The organism is Devriesea agamarum (assembly GCF_900070355.1).
Taxonomy (GTDB): Bacteria; Actinomycetota; Actinomycetes; order Actinomycetales; family Dermabacteraceae; genus Devriesea; species Devriesea agamarum.
Genome location: NZ_LN849456.1, coordinates 885365 through 905121 on the forward strand (window position 1 = coordinate 885365; position 19757 = coordinate 905121).

Below are 19757 nucleotides of genomic sequence, written 5' to 3' on the forward strand. Positions count from 1 at the left end.
TATGAATATCACGAAGATCAGCTCGACAGAATATTTACAGCGCACGGTCACAACGGGTGATATAGACCGAGGTACCACGGTGGGCGAAGGAAAACTCACCGCATATTACACGGCCTCTGGTAACCCTCCCGGACAATGGGTAGGAAGTGGCGCTAGATATGCGAATCTAAACGGGGATATTAGTGCTTCAGCAGCCGTCGCGCTTTACCAGAAGTTTGTTCACCCTGTCACCGGGGAGGTGTTAGGAAAACGTCCGGGTAGACAGGCTGAGAATCAGTTGGCTGAGTCCACGAAACAAACGAGTACAGATGTTTCCGGATTTGATTTAACGTTTACTGTCCCCAAGAGCGTGAGTGTGTTGTGGGCGTTATCTTCGCCAGATATTCAAGCACGGATAGCGGATTGTCATGATCGAGCTGTTAGTCAAGCTATTGAGTATCTTGAACGGCGCGTCGTACAATCTCGCGCAGGGCATGGCGGGGTAGCGTCAGTTCCCGTTCACGGAGTGATTGCGGGAAGGTGGCGTCATTGGGATAACCGTGAGGGGGAGCCTCATTTGCATTCCCATGTGGTGGTTTCTAATCGTGTGCAACGTACCCACGATGATAAATGGGTGACGTTAGACTCGCGGGCTTTATATAAGGGGGCAGTGGCGGCCTCCGAACACCATTTAAATCTTTTGTTAGATGAGTTGCATCGCGAGCTGGGGTTAACGTTTACGGTGCGTGATGGTGAGGGCAAAGCGATCATTCCCGATGTTGAGGGGTTGGATCCACGGCTGACGGAATTGTTTTCGCAGCGGGCCCGCAAGAAAATGCAGCTGTATGACACCTATCGGGCGCAGGCTATTGCCCAGGGGATGCGGATGACCCCGAGACTGGAGGCGAAACTGCGCCAGGACGCCTGGCGAGATTCGCGACAACCAAAGGAAAAAACAGTCACCCCACTCTCGATCAAATGCGCCACATGGCGGGAAGCTGCTAAGGAGGCGGGGATCAGCGCGGATGAGGCAATCGGCCAGGTTCTGCACCCAGAGGTGGCACCGGCGCCCACACTCAATGTCTCCAGCCCCCAAGACCCGGTCCTGATGAGGTATCTCGGGGCCCTGGTTCTAGATGGTAAACCCGTTAGTGACCCTCAAGATCTCCTGGAGCAGGTTGGCGCCCAGATCGCACGCCAGGCGGGTTTATCGAAAACGACCTGGTCTAGGGCTAACCTGCGTGCGGATGTTGAACGACTGCTGCGTGGGGTGCATGCCACCACGCACCAGGTGCGTGATCGCATCATCGAAACTGTGGTGGATGCGGCGATTGGGCATTGTGTGACGCTGCGCGGCCGCCAGTACGCCCTGACCCCGCCACTGGCCGCTGATACCCGGTTGATGATCCGTGAAGCCACAATCTTTGATGAGGATTCTCGGCATATCTTTACTCATCGTGTGGTGTTGGATGCAGAGCAAGCGCTTCTGGATGCAGCCCAGCATCCTGGGCCAGGCAGCAGCCATACCGATGCTCACCGCGTCCTGGACCGGATTGATCGTGACCAGGTCCGTCAGAGCGGGCATGGCCTGGCTAAAGATCAACGCGCCGCGGCCGACGGGGTACTCACGGATCAAAGGGGGATCTCGGTGATTATCGGACCGGCTGGATCGGGAAAAACCACCACCATGTCGGCTCTGGCCACGGGATGGGATCAACTGCATGGTCATGGCCAGGTGATGGGGCTGTGCACCTCAGCCCAAGCCGCCTCGGTGCTGGCCCGAGAGATTAACGCTGAGGCCCTCACGGTCGCGAAATGGCTGTATGAGACCACTGGGGAGGGCTACCAGCGTCGCCAGGATGAGGCCATACAGGCACGCATGACACTCGCGGATGAGAACCGCCGCGGCGAGCATCCGGGTGCACGCAGAATACTCGCCCGCACCCACAGCGCCGCTGCCCGCTGGCGGATGCGCCCTGGCCAGCTCGTAATCATTGATGAAGCCTCGATGGTCTCCACACACGATCTGGCTGCGCTGTCTCGCCAAGCTACTGAGGTTGGAGCGAAGGTGGTGATGGTGGGGGATCCCCACCAACTCGATGCGATCCACACCGGAGGCGGACTTGATCTGCTGGCCAAGACCGAAACCACTGCGTGCTATCAGCTGACCAACCTGTTTCGATTTCGTTACTCGTGGGAAAAGAATGCCTCCCTGTGCCTGCGCACAGCACAGTCGTTGGATGATGCCAAAGCGGTCGTGGGTATCTACGAGGCTCATGATCGCCTACGCACGGGCGAGGATGAGGCCATGCTGGAGGCCGCGTTTCGTGCAGCCCGCGAGGATCAGACCGCTGGACGCTCCTGTGCCCTCATTGCCTCTACCAACGCACTGGTTAGCGATCTTAATGAGCGATTCATGCATGAACGGCGCGTTGCCGGTGAGGTCGATGCGCGTATGACGGTTCCTATCCGCGGCGATTTAAATGCCGGGATCGGAGACTGGGTGATCGCGCGTCAGATCGACCGGAAGCTGCGTGATACCACCGGCGAGTACATCCGAAACGGATCCCGTCTCACGGTGGCAAAGATTCATCCGGATGGGTCAGCAACGTGTCGGCGGGAAGACAACGATGCGCTCATCCGCCTTCCCGCCACCTGGATGGCCAAGCACATTGAGCTTGGCTACGCAGTGACCGCGCACCGCGCCCAAGGCATCACTGTTGATCACGGGTATTTCGTGATGCCGACCGATTCCACGATCCCCCATGAGCTGGTCTATGTGGCCTTAACCCGCGGGCGAGAAACCAATATCGCCTTTATTGGCGAGGACTCCGAAGCCCGTGACGAGAACCAACCGCAGTCCTCTCAGGGCAGTGTGATCGCCGCTGTTGATCACCCTCTGGGTGCGGATCGTTTGGCCAGCGCGATCGCGATCACCGCGGCCCCGGTTGCTGCCACGTTAGCCCGTGAGCGTCTTGCCGAGGAGGATCACAGTCTAAAAACCCTCATTGCCCGGTATGAATATGTAGCCTCGTGCACCAGTAGTAGGGATCTCGAACAGCTTCTTGGGCACCGTCGATGTGAAGCCCTGACCCAATCTTCGGCCTGGACATCTTTGCGGGCTGCGTGGCGTACCGCGATGATTCTTGACCCCCATTCCGCCACCGATTCTTTGGTACGGCCCGTGACTGCTGAGGTTAAGGATGAGGCTGCGCTGCTTGCCTCTCGTCTGCGGAAGGTTGCGGCGCCGTATGACCTGATGGATCATCCCGCGTTTCTTCTTGGCCAGACCCCGCGTCTAAGCGCAGAGGTGGATCCTGCGGTCATGGATCTAGCCTCCCAGGTGGAAAACCACATCCACATGCGGCACAAAGAACTCAAACAGCGTGCAGCTCACACTCACCAGCCCTGGGCCAACCAGGTACCACCTGGCCGGTTACGAGACCTGGTGATGATCTACCGCGATATGTTCGACGTCCACGATGACACCCTGCCCCTAGGCCCTAGCCCTGACCCACGCGATACCCGTCGTCAAACCGTCTATAACCAGCTAGAGCGGGCATTGGTACAAGCCTGCCCGCCTCCACCCACGCCAGCACGACCAGCAGTAGATCTGGGGCGTAGGCCAGGAATGTGAGCACCTACCCCATCCGAGACAGGTCCACGTGATCGTCTGTATGGGAGGCGTCCGCGTGGGTGTCGCAAAACTATAAAGTCACGTGGTTTGTGTTTAGAACTTCACCCGTTTGCATCTTGCCTCGGCGGTGGATAGAGGAGTCCAAATAAACCAGGCGCATCTGACACCAGCTTGCCGCACGGTCCATGGCTAGCCTGGCCGCTGTTCCCGCCAAGGAGAGAACTGATGTCCACGGATTTTGTCAGTAGTAGCGAGGCGTATCGCGCAGCGCGTGAGCGGGCTAGCGTGGCGATCACGATGGAAGCAGACATACTCCATATGGCGATCCTCAATGCGAAATATGCAGGACTGTCTATACGACAGACCGCCAGAGCGCTCTGTATTTCACAATTCACGGTCATCCGCCACCGGTGGGGATGCGGCGTTAAGAGTCCTGTCCCCTGGTGGGGTTCTGCACAAGCGTGGCAGGACGCCCATGACGCGATCTGGGCACGCGATCCCTGCGAACAGGCTGATGTGTTCATCCCCTACGAGTGGATAGACCAGGGACAATATCGGATCGTGCGTCAACGGCATCTCGGCGTGGCCTGCTTAGGGAAGCGGTCACAATGAGTTTCTATGACCTGGTGCTCTACCTCTGGATTATATCTTTATTTATGTTCGGCACTTTCTATACATATAGATATGTACTACGTCCACGTATGCCTAGAAGAAAAGCTGCACGTTTTTTATTTAAAATATATGTGGCGATAATAGGTTTCTGCTTTGCCATGGGAGTCCTTATTATCGCAAGTGTCTTCCTAGTTAACTCACTGCCTCCATGGCTGTGCGCTTGATTCTTAAAGTGGGATTCCTTCTTTTCCCACGAGTGCGCACGACCTATCGGCGGACAGGATTTGGCCCAGAAGAGGGCTGCGCCGAGCTAAGAGAAGTAGAAGGATCTTTCACCGGCATATCCGATCGATCCCACGGCGCATTCACTGCCATCACTTCGCCGTTCTCAGCCGCCGCATCGCTACCATCTGGTAAAGGCGAAGCACTAGAGGCATCAACCCACTCTCCCTCAGGTGTGCGCACCTGTGTCTGCTTAGCCTGACCCAGCTCATACTGTGTGGTGATCTCGGCGTTACCCTCAGGACTCATAAACGTCCACGCCCCATCGGGGTGGCCATCGCGATAATCCCCCGCGCTCGTCACCTGGCCGTGATGATCCATCCACACGGATGGGGCCGCTGGTTGTGGTTGTGGCGTGCCGGAGTGGTCAACCCAGATCGCTGCCCTCTGCTCGTCGGGGCCCTGTGCCTGAGCTAAAGAGAGTTCCCGACCCTGTGGCCCCATCTGCTGCCACGTATGAAAATCCTCCGTCAAAACGCCTGAACTCAGATCCTGCTGAAGCTGTGCTCCAACGCCGTCGCTGGGAGCCTCAATGATCGTGTGGCCATCAGGATCTTGCGTGACATCGACCAGGTCGCTCCGGCCATAGACCTGGTCGATAAACTCTCGGGCCTGGTGAAGATTCTCCCCATCAAACACTGTGGCCTCGTGGCGATGCAGCGTATGCACGACACCATCTGCGGCTACCACCCCCACCGCGCCAGCGGCCAGCATCCACCGGCCCCGCGCATCAACACCCCGGGCACCAGGATCAGAGACCAGCGCTTGGGTCTGGGCATCCCTCGGTGCGGCTGCACCGTCCTGGCGCATCGTCGCACACGCTCTGGCCACCGCGTCGCGGTCAGCGGCTACCCATGCCCGCTGCTGATCATTAAGCTCACGCTGAGCGGTCTGCGCCTCCTGGCGCATCACCATCTCTTCACCGTCGACAACCCAGCCCTGACGGCGCAAGGTCTCCCGGTCATCCGCATCCACTAACTGCACAGGCTTTCGTACTTCCACCAGCACCTGCCCATCCAGACCCGTCAGCACACTGCCTACACCATGTGCATGCTCTATCTGCCCCACCACCTGCTGCTGACCTCGCGACGGGTTCGGGCCCGGGTATGAGCCGGCGCGCATCGCCTCCGCTCGCATGTGAGCCCTGCGAGCGGCCATGCGTGCTGTCACCCGGCCAGCACGCATGACCAGCATCATCGCGATCAGTCCCGCCTCGACCCCGCTAGAGAGCAGCGGCTCACTGTAGGTCTCCTGATCCGCGGCCATCTCACATTCCCGCCGTCGGGCCCGCCGATCCCGGTTGCCGCACTGTCACATCAGACCAGTCTGCGGCCATTTTTTCTCTTGCTTGTAACGACTCTGACGGGGAGTTCTCTACTGCGGGGGACCTATTCAGCTGCACATCTACCATGTGTAGGTCCGGGGCTACCAGGTCGGCCTTGATCACCTGACGCGTTTGGATTGCCGGTTGCCCCGCCGCATCTGCCACCATGCGCGACTGCTCAGATAACTCCCCCGAGACCACCACCGGATCTCCCCCGTGCAGCGAGGCTACAGCATGACGGGCAAGCGCCCCGTAGCAGGCAACGTGGTAAAAATCTGTGCCCGCATCATGCCACTGCCCCTGCTCATTACGAGCCCGGCGCGTGACCGCCAGATCGAAATTCGCCCAGTCCATACCCTTGGCGGTTTGTCCCGTGGCGATTCCTTTCTTGGTGAGGTTTCCCTGAATACCCTCGGCCCGACGAATAATGCCCATGACGACTCTCCTTGGACGATGCACGGCACTTCCCCAATAAAGCACCTCTCCTATCCACCCCCAGCACCCGGGATCACTCATCCCGCGTTCTAACCACCTCACACCCAACGCTGTGGTTTTGCGGTTTTGCGGTTTCATGGTTTTGTGGTTTCACAGTGAACACCACGGTCTTTACAGTGGCGATCACGCATCTCACCAATCACACCTGCGTACGGCTGTCACACCATCGAGCTTCAGCCTTATACGTCTACTCAGGAGCCACGTTGGCTAGCCCTTTTATGCTCGTCCCTTGCGCTCTTGTTGAGTTTGTTCCTCCCGCGCCACCGCATCACGCGCCGCGATATACGCCAGGAAATCCCGTTCCCACCGTGGCATCACCTGCTCAGAGGAATGCCGACCTTTCCCCTGCACCCCCACAGCCCCACCCGCTACATTCACCGCATCATGATGTCGCGGTTTTATGGTGTCGCGGTTTTGTGGTTTTATGGTTTCCTGATCCTCCATGCGAAGCCAAGGATTAGACGTACTCACAATAATTCCTTTTGTTTAATCAGTAACGAAACATAATCCTCTGCAACCGGATGATGATCATATGCAAAGTATTGATAATGATCAGGTTTCGTTGCGTCACGGCGAGGCCACACGCGTTGATATAAGCCGCGATAGAAAAGTAGCCAATCAGTCGTTTCCTCGAATACTTGATAACGGGGTAAACTCCTCCAGTTTGGATCCTCATCCCATGCCATATATATAAATGAAAGACACCAGCAACACACCAGCCTCAGATCCTCATCACGCTCCCGCGCCCGCCACCTACCACCCCGACACGACACACCTGCATAGTGCCGGTGATATACCTCCACCGTCTCTGGCCAACGCCGCTGGCTACAACATGCACACCGCAACATACCGTCCACGCTCACACTGTCACGTAAAAATCGTTGACGCCTGCCGCGCCAGGCCGGTGAGGACAAATATGATTGCCGATCCTGGATCCCCATCTTGGCGCGTTCAGCCCGAGCAACATCTGCCCGACGCATCCGACCAGACATCGGTTTCTTAGGGGAAAGCGCGAGATACGCCTTATAGATGACGTCACCGTCGGGATGAATGTCTGCACACACATGACTTTGATGAATGTCAAACGCTGGCGAATCCGATGCATACAGTTTCACCTGCTGCTTTACCGTCTTCAGGCTGTCTTCGATCACCTGGCGCCGAGAACGACACCCGACCCGGCCCTGGCGCATCCAGTCCATATGGATCAACGTTAAACACCAGCGACACACCAGGATCAGATCCTCATCACGCTCTCGCGCCTGCCACCTACCACCCCGGCAGGACACGCGCTGATAGGACAGGTGCAGCACCACAACCGTCCCTGGCCACCGCTGCTCCTCACAGCATGCGCACCGCGCCCCACCATCAGGCATCACCCGACCCGAAAGAAATCGCTCCGTGCGGCCGCGCCACGCAGACGAGGATAAATACACCCTGCGATCCCCCACCCCTTTCGTCGCGATAGCCCCTGGATGTGCTCCACCTCGCCGAACCTGACTCATGAGGACTCTCCTTAGCCACGATCAGGTACCTCCCCGATAAAGCACCTTCATCTATCCACCGCGCCACCCGGGATCTCACTCCTCAGGTTCTAAACACCCCTACATCCCCGCGATGTCACGATTTCATGATTTTATGGTTTTGCGGTTTTATGGTTTTGTGGTTCATCCCAGTCGCTCAGGGACACAACATCCCGCCCCTGATCAGGTGTGCTCTCAAACAGGGGCCACCCACCCCGCCATATCTCCACATCAGCGAGTTTCACCTGTCTATGCACCGGTAGACGTGGCCCCGCAGGCTGCGCATGATCACGCGCTGTGCACGCGCCGTGACGATGCACCATGCGCATCCGCGCCAGCTCTAAATGCTCATGCCACAGCACCGGCCCCATCCCCGTATCCTCCGCACTCCACGCTGCGCGATAAGACCACATGAGCGCCACCACCTCAGCCCACACTTGAGGATGAAGCGCCCAGCACGGCAACAACTCGGTCGGGAGATACACCTGCCGCAGCCACTCCCCGTAATCCAACACCTCCGGGACAATCTGGCCGACCTGAACCCGGCTTGCCCGCCACAATGGCAGCACCGTACCTGAACCCGACGCACTCACCAATGCTTTCGCCTGATCAAGCACCTCCCCCACCCCCGGCTCCTGATCCTCGACCGAGACACCCGGAACCGGTTCTTTGACCCCCTCAACCACGGGTAAGGTCGCAAAACCCTCAGACTCTAGGACCTTACGAAACCCGCTCACATCAGGTAAGCCTCTGGCCGCTTCATCTAAATCCCAGGTCACAGCATTCCCCCGGTCACTTTCGTGGCCGCAACCAGCAAACTCCGGCGGATCGTGGAGATGCTGCGCTGTGTCGCCTCCCGACGATCAAGCAACGACCAGCCTGGATCTCGATCCCACATCGCATGCAGATACCGATGACACCAGGTACACAGCACTACCAGGTCCTCATCCCTCTCCATCGCCAACCACTGGCCATCGTGATACGACACCCCCGCATAGTCCTGATGGTGCAGGTGAACGTCCTGCGGGTCACACCGATCCTCACAACATTCACACCACAAAGAGCCTTCCGGCCCCATCCGCTCCGTTAAAAACCGTCGCCTGCGAGCACGCCACGCCGGTGAGGCTAAATACCCCTCCCGATACGCGTGCGCCGCCCCGGGACGTTTACGCCGCAGTGACATCATCCACCCCCTCCACCGGAACCACCTCACCCAACGGACCAGAACGACCCGCCCGGCCAGGGTGGGCTTGATGCCATGCTTTGGATTGCTGAACCAACGTCGCGATCGGGCGCTGAGTCCACGCCGTTAAATCAACAGCCATCGCCCGGGCACGACCAGCCACCAGCAACACCATGCCCTTCGGCAGGCGTCGCAGCTCATCCACCGTGATCCCAGGACGATAGGACTCATCATCACTAAAGGACTCATCCCGATTCCCCCAGGATGAGCGCACCTGACGCTCACGACGCTCCCCCACCAACGCCACACACTCCTCTAAATCCTTCTTAGATGAGCCCGAACCCAAAATCAGCTTGCGGGTACACGACTCCCAGATCTCTCCAGCCTCCTCAACACCCCATTTCGCCCGAAACTGAGACAACGACTGCCCCACCACCACCGTATCTACACCCTCACCCGACCCTGCCGAACAGACCGCCGGAAGATTCGGCCACGGATACACATTCGCGATCTCATCCAATACCAACGCCAACGGCGGATCTAAACGCCCCTCTGGTGAGCGCATCGCCAACGTGTGCGCAGCCTGCACAATGTCATCCAAAATCATCCCTAACAACACCCCTGCACCTGGCCCCGCCTTTTTCGAGACCGGTTTACCAATCAAATACAGGGTCCCTGAGGCTTTCAAAAACTCTTCCGCATCAAACTGCTCACAAGCCGGTGGATCAAAAAGCTCCCGCACGTCCGGCACATCCACCGGCGTCAAGGCCGAAGACACACCAAACCACACATTTTGACGTTTATCCACCGGAAGATTTATCGTCGCCTCTAACAAATCCTCCCACCCAAACGATGACCTGGTACGTAAAATCTCCACCGCTTGAACCGCCCGATCAGGGTTTTTCGTCCATAAATACAACGTCGATAACGAGACCCCACCCACCGCAGCCGCATGCAACAACGCCTGCAGAATCTCAATCGCCTTGGTCGCAAACTCCATATTGTTAGCCGAGTCCCCACCCCCAAGTCCCGTGCCCATCACCAACGCTGTCGCCCGATCCTTAGCCACCGTTCCGTCCTCGCACCCATGAATAGGGGACCAGCGCATCGTCGAAGCCCGCCCCAACACGCACTCCGGATCAAACACATACACCGGCCCCGTCTTCGCCCGGGCCAAAATCGTGGCCTCCATATTGTCTCCACGCGTTGACGTCGTCACCACCGGCCCCGGCGCCTCCGCAATCAACGACGTTAAAATCCCAAACCCCTTACCCGAGCGAGGCGGACCGATCAACAACACCGGATCCTCCATCGACATCCACACCTTGACCCCATGCGAGGTCCCCAAAAACCACGCCGACTGCTGAGGCAACGCAGATCGCACCATCTTCGTGGACGGACGCACCCGACGGCCTTTGTCCACCGTGACCGCCTCCCCCTGAGTCGCCTTGACCTCACCGGATCCGGCAATCACCTCGGTCCGCTTTAACAACGTCCTACGCAACGCCGCCGGACTTAACTGAAACCGCTCAACTCGCACCAGCACCATCACCACCACCACGATCACCAGCATGAACCCGATCACCACCGTAGAAAGCGGCCAGGCCGGTGATGGCACACACCCCGGCACCGACCCCAATACCCGCTTTAATGGCACCCCCATCAGGTACGAAAGAGGCCCCAGCAAATAAGTGGGCGCGTCCCCACCGCGAGTTGGCCACGCTCCACATGCGATCGCCACCCCCACCTGACCACACACCATCACCCCACTCATCAGGAGAATCCCTCCCCCAACCAACACCAGCACCAGGCGTTGCGACCCAGTAAATGTTCCCTTACCCATCACGACGTCCTTTGTTCTATAAAGAGGCCTTACCCGGCCCGGTTTTCGTTGGTTTCAATGACTTCCCACTCCGCGCGAGTAATACGCGTGGTGATCACCATCGACCGACTCCCGATCTTCCACAACGCTTGCCCAGGCACAAGCTCTTGAATCGCTGCACACTCTGATGCAGTCAGATCAAGGGACTCCCGCAGCAGCGGAAGATCATCATTGACCGGCCGGTGGATGATTTTGATCTGGGCCTTAGCCAAAAGGCCACGAGCCTGATTACGCTCGGGGGAATCAGGCAGCCCCACCATCTCTAAATCCTTGATCGAATGCATGATCAACACGGGGGCGGTTCCATCTTCACCCGCTAAACGTTGACGTTCATCCCGGTTGGCCACCGTACGCGCTGAACGCAGCGCAGCCCATCCCTCCTCATCCACCAACATCCAAAACTGGCCCTGTTGAGCCCGCACAATCTGATCCAGCCAGGTCGAGGTAATCATCGAGGTTGCAGCCACCACCGCCGGATCCCGGCCCCGCAACGCCGAGGTATCAAAGACCACCATCCGCGAGTTCTCATCCAGCCTCACCGTAGACGGACCGTTAAACATGCTCCCGTAATGCCCCGTGAGCAGCCGCAACAACGGATACCGCAGACGCGTCATCGCCGCCCGCAACTCAGAATCGGTAGCTTTTGGTAACTCACGATCCAAATAATCAAGCACATGCGGTAACACCGGAACCCGCTGCGAGGAGGAATACCGCACCGCCTCATCAATCACAAACCAGTGAATGTCCTCTAACCCACCTGTATTTGTCAGCGCAGCCATCACCGACTGGGTCATCTCCACCCGACGCGCAAACGCCAACGAATCCCATTCGACCGTCGACATACCGGTAGGGCGTGCCCCCGCATCCATGCAATTCACCACATGGGCTTCCCCCGGTCCAATCCGAAGACACTGCGCACCCGGGACCACCTGCGCCGCTTTCGTCCACTCACTTTTCGGATCCGAGGACACCCCCACCCGCCGACCCAAGTCATACAGACCCAGCGCCCACTTCTTGATCGTGGCGGATTTCCCCTGACCCACGTGCCCAAACACGACCGTCGAGTTTCCACTCACCCAGCCCTGGTTAAAACACTCCCACGGATCCAGATACGCTCGACCCCCACCCTCCACATCACCGATAAACGCGCCCCGCGCACCCGTTCCAGTGGGTGCCACAAACGGAATCGCATGCCCCAACCGTTTCGTAGACACCCTGATCGCTGGCACCCCCACCCGCCCACTGCGCCCCATCCCAAGACTTCGGCGAGGCCCAGGAAGTGTCTCTAAATGAGCTTGTAACTCCACCTCCGGCGCAAATACCTCACTCGGCTGCTCACGACGCCGCTGACGAGCCTGACGCCGCTTCTCCCCAGGCAAACGCACCTCAACCTGCATCCGGTTCATCGCCCAAGCCCCCACCCCAACGGCAACGCAGCCGCACAAAACGCCGCCCACTGCTGACGCTCTAACAACATGATGTCCAAATGCCCCACCAGGCCCCGTAACTTCTCCGAGTTCGATCGACACTCCGCCTCACTGGCCCCCGAGACCACGATGTACCCCACCAGCCGCACATCCGCATACCCCTCCGCCAACTCAAGCTCACGATCATGCACATCCTGATCCGACAAGTCATCTGCGACCCGGCGCGGTCGCCCGAAAAACTCCTTCACCCGATCCCGCGACGTTGACGACATCCGAGCATCATCAATCTGACGCAACGCCTTCGCCGCCGAAACTGTGTGCCACACCTGGCAGACACAGTGCGGAAACGGCGCCGTAATCACCTTGTACAAAAACCCAGCCGCCACCTTCGTTCGCGGCCACTCCTGAATCCAAAACACCTGGTGATAACCCCCGCCCGTCCACACAATGTCCTCACGTTCTTCCACCAACACTGGGGTAGCCCCCGAAAACTCGCGCGCATCCCGCTCCCCCGAAGCGTGCTGAGCCGCGATCATGCTCATCGCCTCCAGATCAGTAGCCTCCCGCAATACATCCGCCACCTCTGTCGGGGTCAACCAATGCCCCAACATCACCCCCAAGCTGCCAAGACCATCCTGGATACGACGCACCTCCTCCCCCAGTGCATAACTCATCCCCCGTATACCGCCACCATGCTGAGCAATCACCCGCTGCGCTTTCGAGGCATCCAGCGTGATCGCCACCAACGCATCCGAGCGCAACGCCCCACTGACCGCCCCCACACTGGCCAGAGGCTCCCCCTTAGCCGTCACAAACTCACCCCGCATCGTGGCCGCATGCACACCCTCAGCCCACGCCGAGCCTGTCACACCTCGCTCCTCCTGCGTGCGAGACCGATACCGATCCGCCGCCCCCACCTCATCCACCAGCGACCTGGCAATAATCTGGATCCGGCTCAGCGCAGGGTGATGCTGAATAGAGCGTGCAAACACCCCGTACGCGCGAGCTCGATCAGCTTTATCGCTCTCAGAGGCCAAAGCCCACCCGGCCATTTCACACCGCACTACCGCCGTTGCACACTGAGACTTCGCATCCCACAAAATCGCGCCATCGCCCCACGCCGATGCAAATACGCTCATCCGGGCCCCCACTGCCCCAGGCCATTGAATCTGCCCCACCTGGACAGGAGCCTCCGGCTTCACCGTCCATTCACGATGCCCAGCCACAGACCGCCCCAGCCACCGGCTACGCACCAGCAAATAATCCACCAGTGGACGCTGACGAAAACGCACCAACGCCAGACACCACAACGGCACCGATACACACAGCAGCACCAAAATCACGACGGGAAAACCCCACACCACCGCGCCGATAACAAACACGACAGCCCCAAGGCACACCGTCACGAACTGGGGAACATCCATCCCCCACATAAACCCGGCACGCTCGACCCGAGGAAACACCACCATCGATGCCTGTGAACTCTCATCCATCAGATAAACCTCTCCTTACATTCTGCTGGCAGCAGTCGACGCCACACGGGTCCCTGCCTGCGCCGTCTTATTCACCGGTGTCGCTGCGTGCGACCCCATCGCCCCCGCAATTGCGCCCCCAGCAAAACCCACTAGGCGTAACGAGACCACTGGGGCAAGCGAAGCCAACGCCAACCCCACCGTGGCCATCAACCATTGCCCCACCGACGTTGACGAGCCCAGCAACTGCACACACAAAATCAAAATCCCCGCAGCAAGTGGTTTCGCTAAAATCAAAGCAATCACCGTTTGAGCCCAGGTACGCAACCACGAACGCAGCACCGCCGTAGGCATCGCCATAAACGCCAACGGAGCAAAACCCACCAACACCAGCAGCGCAAAGTTTCTAAACATCATCGAAAACGCCAACACCAACCCAGCCGCAAAGGTAAGAAACGCGAAAACAAACAACACCAGGCCCTTACTCGCCCACCCATCCACCGGGTTTATATGCGTGCCCTCCACCCCCTGAAAAACCGGGTCCATAATCCGCGTCATCACACTGGGACCCTTCCCTTTCACATCGTTTAACATCACCACGACCAGGGAATCCATCGCAGCCGTAGACCTGATCGTGAACCAGATCGCGGTCATCGTGGTCGGCCAGGCCAACAGCGCGAAAATCAACGTCTGCAAAATGTCTTTCGGCCGCCGTTGAATCATCGCGATCATGATCTGTATCGCCGCTAACCCGATCACCACGATCAGCAAAAACAGGCCCCACCGGTTACTCATCGAGACCGCAACCGACCATGTACCAGTCCCCATCTGCGAGACCGGTCCCACAAATGCAGATCGGATCAACACCTCGGCAAACGCCCCCAGATCGCCCGCCCAGCTCGTGAAATAACAGTCGATATCGCCCGGCATACAGATCATGAGTGATCACTTCCCTCCCGGAAGAAACACCTGGTTTAAAAAAGTTTCAGACCCGACGCCCACGCCACGAGACCACTTGCAGAACCCACGACCGCCGCCCCGAGTAACGTCCACCCCAAAATCGTGGTCGAAACATTCGCCACCTTCTGCGAGTTCGATAACTTTGCGACCGCTAACATCACGCCTGAAATGGCGAATGTAGCCACACTAGCGATAATCAAAATAAACAAAAGACCACCGACACTTTGCTGAAAGATCTTGGTGAACGGCCAAAACCCAGAATCAATTTTTACACCTGGGTCAACAGCCAAAAGAATCTCGAACATCACGGCGGCCTTTCACAATCGATACGTGTCACCCCATCCACGTCTCAACCGCCCTACAACCATCCCAGCTTCTGAAACCCCACGACCCCATCGCCGTGGACAAGACAACCATCCGCATCACTCGAACCAACTGACCAGCGGCGATTCCACGCAGCATCAATCCTGACCGGCTCGTCTACGACATCTGAGACGGCCAGTCACCCATCCATATCCCGCGCCGCAGTGACCCCTCACAACGATTTTTTCGATGATCTGAGCCGACCTGTGAGCATCATCGGCAACCACAGCCACCCGACAGCAAAGCATGTGCGAGAGCGCCCAGTCAGATAGGCGAACATCGATCGAATCGCACTACAAACTCGTCCCCGCGAAGGACATCGCCGTAGCCGGTCTCCAAGGACATGACCTGCCTGTCAACCAAACGAGACATAGGAGCAATAGCCCTAGAAAATGCTCATCCACGCGACAGATCGACTGAGAAGAAGTAACCAACGCCGAATAAGACCAACCTCAGTGGAGCACGGTCGAAACCACAGGTTGAACAGCCACCTCGAATGTAGAGTGCACGTCCTCCAAGTCTGCTGGCTGTCTGGCTAGTCTCGGCAGGCTCCTGTCCGGATATCCCGTGCATGACACGTGGACGGACTGGTTTTCTCCGGTGCTGGTGGCATTTCCGTAGGAGGCTTCGGCTTCGCTGACTTCTTCGCACCGGGATCATCCAGGCACAAGCCGCTGCGTGAGTTGTAGTTTTTACAGCCCGTGGCCGGTTGTACCGTCGGTAACGGTTTTAACTTCGCTTTCCATGCGTTCGGGTCCCCTAGATCTACCTTCGCAGGTTCAGGAACCACCAGGCCAGGCGGTGTTGCTAACGTTGACGCCCACGCTACCCCTCCCGTGATAGAGCCCAGTACCACCGCGCCCGAAGCAACCCCCACCAGGGTGCCAGTCGTGACCCGAGCCGCCCATGATGCCGGCCTAACTTTCCCCCAGACCACGATCACTGCGCACACTGCGATCGCCGCGACCGCGATCACTAGGCCAATAAACAGTAAGCCGCCTGAAGCGTCACGGAAAAACCCGAACCCATTCGACCAGGTCGTATCGATACCAAAATGAATCGTTGAATTGTCTGCCGGGATCATCAGGGGCCTCCACCGTGGGGTTCTCTGCCCGTCCACGTCGAGGCTCGCCCATAACGAGCGAAGGTTCTACACGTCCTTGAGCAGCGTCAATAGGGTGACTAAGACCACATTCTACCCCTTTAATGCGAACTGGTGGGTCCAACTGCTACACACGATGCAGGCCGTTTCGCACTGTTTTATATCGGCGAAAATCTACACATATCGGCGCCCATAATGAACAGCCATCTGATGCCACCCGGTATCCAGCCGATCTCACCCCAGCAGCCCAACACCCGGCATACCACAACGTCACAGCTAGGCCTATTAGACCCGAAATGCCTCAGATACCTTGGATTTGAATCGCGCACAGCAATGCATGTCTCACCCACGCTCACCTGGGCCTGCCCGATCCGCCGACACCGTTTTCGCAGTTGTGATGGGTTGTGAGGTCTCGCGGCGGTGAATGGGCCGCTCCCAGGTCATGGGAGCGGCCTAGTTTTCGCAATGTGTTAGGGACTGAGAGAGATCCGCGCGATCACCTCTGCTGCACTGTGGGTATCTAAGGCAATATATCCCGCGGTGGTCTCGGGCTTTGCATGGCCCATGAGCTGCTGGACCAATAACAGGTCGTGACAGGTTTGATAGGTGACGGTCGCAAACCGGTGGCGCAATGAATGACAGGTCCACGGTGAGGGGAGGGCTTCGGAGACGAGTTCACCCACGCGGATAGCACCGATGGGGCCGGGTAGGGTCGGGCTGGGGAAGAGCCATCCGGTGATGTGGGCGTCGTGGATGTGGTCTTGGAGGGCATGGTAGAGCCTGTCGCTAATGGGGATGACTCGGTCGCGTCGGCCTTTGCCGGTGATGTGGAGGTTACGGGAGGTGGCATCAAGGTTTCGTATGTGGATGCGAGCGATTTCGGCGCGTCGTAACCCAGCTTCTGCGGCTAGGAGGAGCATGAGCCGGGTGCGAGGCGGGGAGGATAGGACGGCCTGGAGAATGATGTCATCTGGGGCGGGGTGGGGGATGTGTCGCGGTGGTGGAGCGGGTAGGAGTGTGCGGGTTGGATCGGTGGGAATGTGTCCGTTGGTGTGGGCCCAGTGGAAGAACTGGCGTATGGAGGCGCGGTAGCTGCGTCGCGTACTGGGTGCCCATGGATAGCTGGCGAGAAACGCGGCGATATCACTGGCGGTGACGTCGTGGGGGCGCTCGGTGTTGAGGTCGTTGATGAGGCGACTGAGGTGGTAGCGGCGAAGGCGTACGGTTTCGGGGCTGCGGTCTGCGGCGATCAGCCAGGTTGTCCAGGTGTCGAGAAGGCCGCGCCAGTGCGGTGTATATGTGAACATCCTTTTGATTTACCGTAAAAACTCTGTGAGAGCGATTTATGGGGATGGATCATGGTTAACGAGACTCGTAGTGCTTGGTTTGGTAAGGAGGTGCACCGTAGGCTCTAGGTGTGAGGGAGGTGCGATGGTTAAGATTTTGAGCGTGGGTGAGTTGTTAGAGCAGTCGTATGCTGCCTCCCTGCGTGAGCAGCAGAGAGGGCCTGTCGGAAGCGTCAGGCACACGGCCGCTATGAACGCGGTGGAGTGTCAGCGGATTATCGAGCAGCGTAAACCAGATACAGACTGTTGGCGGTTTGGAATACTCCAGACGCTTGATGACTACACATCGGCCCAGCGCCGAGGCGTCGATGCCCGTGCGGTCTTTGGTGAGGCACCAGGTCCTACGGGGAGCCGACGGGTTGATGTGGCTTTTGCTGCGTTAGCGGATTATGTGGCTGAGCGGGATGGATGGGAAGCCCCAGGTTGGGCACGTAGGCCGGGCATGGTTTTGGATGGTCAGGATGCGTGGTTCCCGGATGTTCCGGCCATGTTTAGGGGGCAAGCAGTGATGGAGAGTCCTCGTGCGTTTCGTGAACGAGGAATTTTTATTACTGGACGGTCGCTGTGGCGCGCATGAACAGGACGGGTGGATCGCTAGGCGCTGGAGAGCTTCGTGAGTTGTTGACTGCACTGTCAGAGCGCCTTGCTGAGCGCGGTGTCCAGGCGCAGTTGTTTGTTGTTGGTGGTGCTGCGATGGCTTTGGCCTACGACAACACTCGGTTAACTCGTGATGTGGATGCTCTGTTTGTGCCCACGCCTGAAGTTCGTGAGGTGGCGGCTGATCTTGGCGTAGAGCGCGGGCTGGATGAGGATTGGCTAAACGATGCGGCTAAGGGGTTCATGCCTGGCAGTGACAGCGCGCCAAAGACAGTTTTCAGGTCAGACTCGCTGGTGATTCAGGTTCCCTCACCGGAGTACCTGCTTGCGATGAAACTGTATGCGTCCCGGGGTGACCGAGACATTGACGATGCTGCTCGATTATTTAACTTAGCTGGGTACACCGAGGCGGATGAAGCGGTGGCACTGCTTGGGCGAATGTATCCGTCTTCCATGCTCCTTCCCCGGCATCGGTACATCACTGAGGAAGTGGCTAGTCGGGCTGCTCAGATTCGACCTGCAGCGCAGGCTTCGACTCCTCGTGCTGATCTTGATGTGGTATCGCCGGTTTCTCCACCGTCGCCTTCAACGGATGGCCCGAGAATGTAATGGCTGCGGGCCGGTATCCGTGTGCGGGCTGAGAAGTCGATGACGATGATGTTGTTATCCGTGTTTCCGGCTTTTAACCAGCGGGTCCGGGGTTCGAGTCCCTGATGGCGCACCCGCGAAAGAGCCTCCACCGAATCCCGGTGGGGGCTCTTTGCGTTGCCGCCGAAGAGGCCCAAGCCGTTGAAGATGTCGTCGGTAGAGACATCGAAGTAGCGCTCGATCGCGTCGACCAGGGTCTTAGACGGTATGGCTGTGGTGGGCCAGCTGGTCATGACCGGCTATCAGGGATAGCCATGGCTGGCGTTGGGGTATGAGCGGTGGGGTGAGTTGTGTTTGGTCGAATTCGCTCAAGCGCGAGTGTGGGCCACGATCGAGGTGCGACGCGATCGGGTTCAGGTACTCACTCATGCTGGTGTATACACCCGCGATATCGGCGCTGTCTTCGATGTCACTCAGTCCACGGTTTTTCGTGAGCGTGCATCTTTAGCAGTTGCTATGGCCTGTGACCAGTAATGATGCTGATCAGTTGGCTAAGATCATCGAAAAAACTTCCCTGGATACTGCGGCCGAGAAACAGGACCACCGGGTTCAGCACACACTTGCCACCCGCCTGGTCAACGAGTTAGTTGAAGCTGCTGATGAGAAAGCGCTGGCGAAGGCCACCGCCCGCTACGGGCGCGTGGATTTGTTGATCATTGACGAGCTCGGGTACATGGAATTCGACCGTCGCGGTGTCGGGCCCCTCTTCCAAGTCCTGACGGAACGGGACAAGTCCTGACTGAACGAGAAGAGAAAACAGTATCGCGATCGCGTCAGACCAATCATTCTCAGGCTGGACAGACACGTTCACCGATCCAAGACTATGTGCCGCGATCATCGACCGACTCAACCACCACGGCACGATCATTGAAACGGTCACACATTTATGCCCACTCGGCCATAGCAAAATGGTTCGATAGATTCCAAA

The 19757-nt window shown here is 58.3% G+C and carries 15 protein-coding genes and 1 pseudogene; 5 read left to right on the forward strand and 11 right to left on the reverse strand.

The genetic code is table 11. The features are described 5' to 3' along the window. The first annotated feature begins 1 nt into the window (after position 1). Positions 2-3616, forward strand: coding sequence for a MobF family relaxase (mobF, locus tag BN1724_RS03910; RefSeq protein WP_231928267.1), 3615 nt, complete (start codon positions 2-4; stop codon positions 3614-3616). 225 nt (positions 3617-3841) lie between these two features. Beyond that, positions 3842-4228: a hypothetical protein gene (locus tag BN1724_RS13260; protein WP_231928145.1), complete on the forward strand. Its 387-nt coding sequence runs from the start codon at positions 3842-3844 to the stop codon at positions 4226-4228. A 267-nt stretch (positions 4229-4495) separates the two neighbouring features. On the opposite strand, the gene BN1724_RS03920 is transcribed toward BN1724_RS13260, so the two are convergent. The 11 genes from BN1724_RS03920 to BN1724_RS03980 form a co-directional block, all read right to left on the reverse strand. Beyond that, positions 4496-5776, reverse strand: a complete 1281-nt coding sequence (locus BN1724_RS03920; RefSeq protein WP_058234315.1) for a hypothetical protein — start codon at positions 5774-5776, stop codon at positions 4496-4498. A 1-nt stretch (position 5777) separates the two neighbouring features. Beyond that, positions 5778-6269, reverse strand: coding sequence for a single-stranded DNA-binding protein (locus BN1724_RS03925; protein ID WP_058234316.1), 492 nt, complete (start codon positions 6267-6269; stop codon positions 5778-5780). A gap of 527 nt (positions 6270-6796) precedes the next feature. Further along, positions 6797-7642 (reverse strand): hypothetical protein, encoded by an 846-nt coding sequence (locus BN1724_RS12845; protein WP_157085741.1) that lies wholly within the window; start codon positions 7640-7642, stop codon positions 6797-6799. A gap of 320 nt (positions 7643-7962) precedes the next feature. Then, entirely contained in the window at positions 7963-8628 is a 666-nt protein-coding gene (locus BN1724_RS03940; RefSeq protein WP_058234319.1) for a hypothetical protein, read from the reverse strand. Further along, complete coding sequence (locus BN1724_RS13050) at positions 8625-8837, reverse strand: hypothetical protein (RefSeq protein WP_058234320.1); 213 nt, start codon at positions 8835-8837, stop codon at positions 8625-8627. Before BN1724_RS13050 ends, BN1724_RS03940 begins: the two co-directional genes overlap by 4 nt. 178 nt (positions 8838-9015) lie before the next feature. Continuing rightward, the gene (locus tag BN1724_RS03950; protein ID WP_058234321.1) at positions 9016-10875 is read right to left on the reverse strand and encodes a type IV secretory system conjugative DNA transfer family protein; all 1860 of its coding nucleotides are present in this window, start codon (positions 10873-10875) and stop codon (positions 9016-9018) included. Positions 10876-10904: 29 nt separating this feature from the next. Continuing rightward, the gene (locus tag BN1724_RS03955) at positions 10905-12320 is read right to left on the reverse strand and encodes a TraC family protein (protein ID WP_157085743.1); all 1416 of its coding nucleotides are present in this window, start codon (positions 12318-12320) and stop codon (positions 10905-10907) included. Next, positions 12317-13834, reverse strand: a complete 1518-nt coding sequence (locus tag BN1724_RS03960) for an SCO6880 family protein (RefSeq protein ID WP_058234323.1) — start codon at positions 13832-13834, stop codon at positions 12317-12319. Before BN1724_RS03960 ends, BN1724_RS03955 begins: the two co-directional genes overlap by 4 nt. A gap of 15 nt (positions 13835-13849) precedes the next feature. Next, positions 13850-14752, reverse strand: a complete 903-nt coding sequence (locus BN1724_RS03965; RefSeq protein ID WP_157085744.1) for a hypothetical protein — start codon at positions 14750-14752, stop codon at positions 13850-13852. A 35-nt stretch (positions 14753-14787) separates the two neighbouring features. Beyond that, complete coding sequence (locus BN1724_RS03970) at positions 14788-15078, reverse strand: hypothetical protein (protein ID WP_157085745.1); 291 nt, start codon at positions 15076-15078, stop codon at positions 14788-14790. Between the two features lie 1630 nt (positions 15079-16708). Further along, positions 16709-17545 (reverse strand): tyrosine-type recombinase/integrase, encoded by an 837-nt coding sequence (locus tag BN1724_RS03980; RefSeq protein ID WP_058234327.1) that lies wholly within the window; start codon positions 17543-17545, stop codon positions 16709-16711. A 124-nt stretch (positions 17546-17669) separates the two neighbouring features. On the opposite strand from BN1724_RS03980, the gene BN1724_RS03985 reads away from it, so the two are divergent. From BN1724_RS03985 to BN1724_RS04000, 3 genes and pseudogenes are all read left to right on the forward strand, one after another. Beyond that, positions 17670-18161 (forward strand): hypothetical protein, encoded by a 492-nt coding sequence (locus tag BN1724_RS03985; protein WP_058234328.1) that lies wholly within the window; start codon positions 17670-17672, stop codon positions 18159-18161. Continuing rightward, a complete protein-coding gene (locus BN1724_RS03990) occupies positions 18158-18790 on the forward strand; it encodes a DUF6036 family nucleotidyltransferase (RefSeq protein WP_197671754.1) in 633 nt (210 codons plus the stop codon). Before BN1724_RS03985 ends, BN1724_RS03990 begins: the two co-directional genes overlap by 4 nt. 553 nt (positions 18791-19343) lie before the next feature. Then, positions 19344-19749: pseudogene (locus tag BN1724_RS04000) on the forward strand (ATP-binding protein); the annotation flags it as partial. Positions 19750-19757: the final 8 nt, after the last annotated feature.

Coding starts and splice junctions, on each gene's coding strand:
- mobF (WP_231928267.1), top strand. CDS start 2: ATGAATATCACGAAGATCAGCTCGACAGAATATTTACAGCGCACGGTC.
- BN1724_RS13260 (WP_231928145.1), top strand. CDS start 3,842: ATGTCCACGGATTTTGTCAGTAGTAGCGAGGCGTATCGCGCAGCGCGT.
- BN1724_RS03920 (WP_058234315.1), bottom strand. CDS start 5,776: ATGGCCGCGGATCAGGAGACCTACAGTGAGCCGCTGCTCTCTAGCGGG.
- BN1724_RS03925 (WP_058234316.1), bottom strand. CDS start 6,269: ATGGGCATTATTCGTCGGGCCGAGGGTATTCAGGGAAACCTCACCAAG.
- BN1724_RS03950 (WP_058234321.1), bottom strand. CDS start 10,875: ATGGGTAAGGGAACATTTACTGGGTCGCAACGCCTGGTGCTGGTGTTG.
- BN1724_RS03955 (WP_157085743.1), bottom strand. CDS start 12,320: ATGAACCGGATGCAGGTTGAGGTGCGTTTGCCTGGGGAGAAGCGGCGT.
- BN1724_RS03960 (WP_058234323.1), bottom strand. CDS start 13,834: ATGGATGAGAGTTCACAGGCATCGATGGTGGTGTTTCCTCGGGTCGAG.
- BN1724_RS03965 (WP_157085744.1), bottom strand. CDS start 14,752: ATGATCTGTATGCCGGGCGATATCGACTGTTATTTCACGAGCTGGGCG.
- BN1724_RS03970 (WP_157085745.1), bottom strand. CDS start 15,078: ATGTTCGAGATTCTTTTGGCTGTTGACCCAGGTGTAAAAATTGATTCT.
- BN1724_RS03980 (WP_058234327.1), bottom strand. CDS start 17,545: ATGTTCACATATACACCGCACTGGCGCGGCCTTCTCGACACCTGGACA.
- BN1724_RS03985 (WP_058234328.1), top strand. CDS start 17,670: ATGGTTAAGATTTTGAGCGTGGGTGAGTTGTTAGAGCAGTCGTATGCT.
- BN1724_RS03990 (WP_197671754.1), top strand. CDS start 18,158: ATGAACAGGACGGGTGGATCGCTAGGCGCTGGAGAGCTTCGTGAGTTG.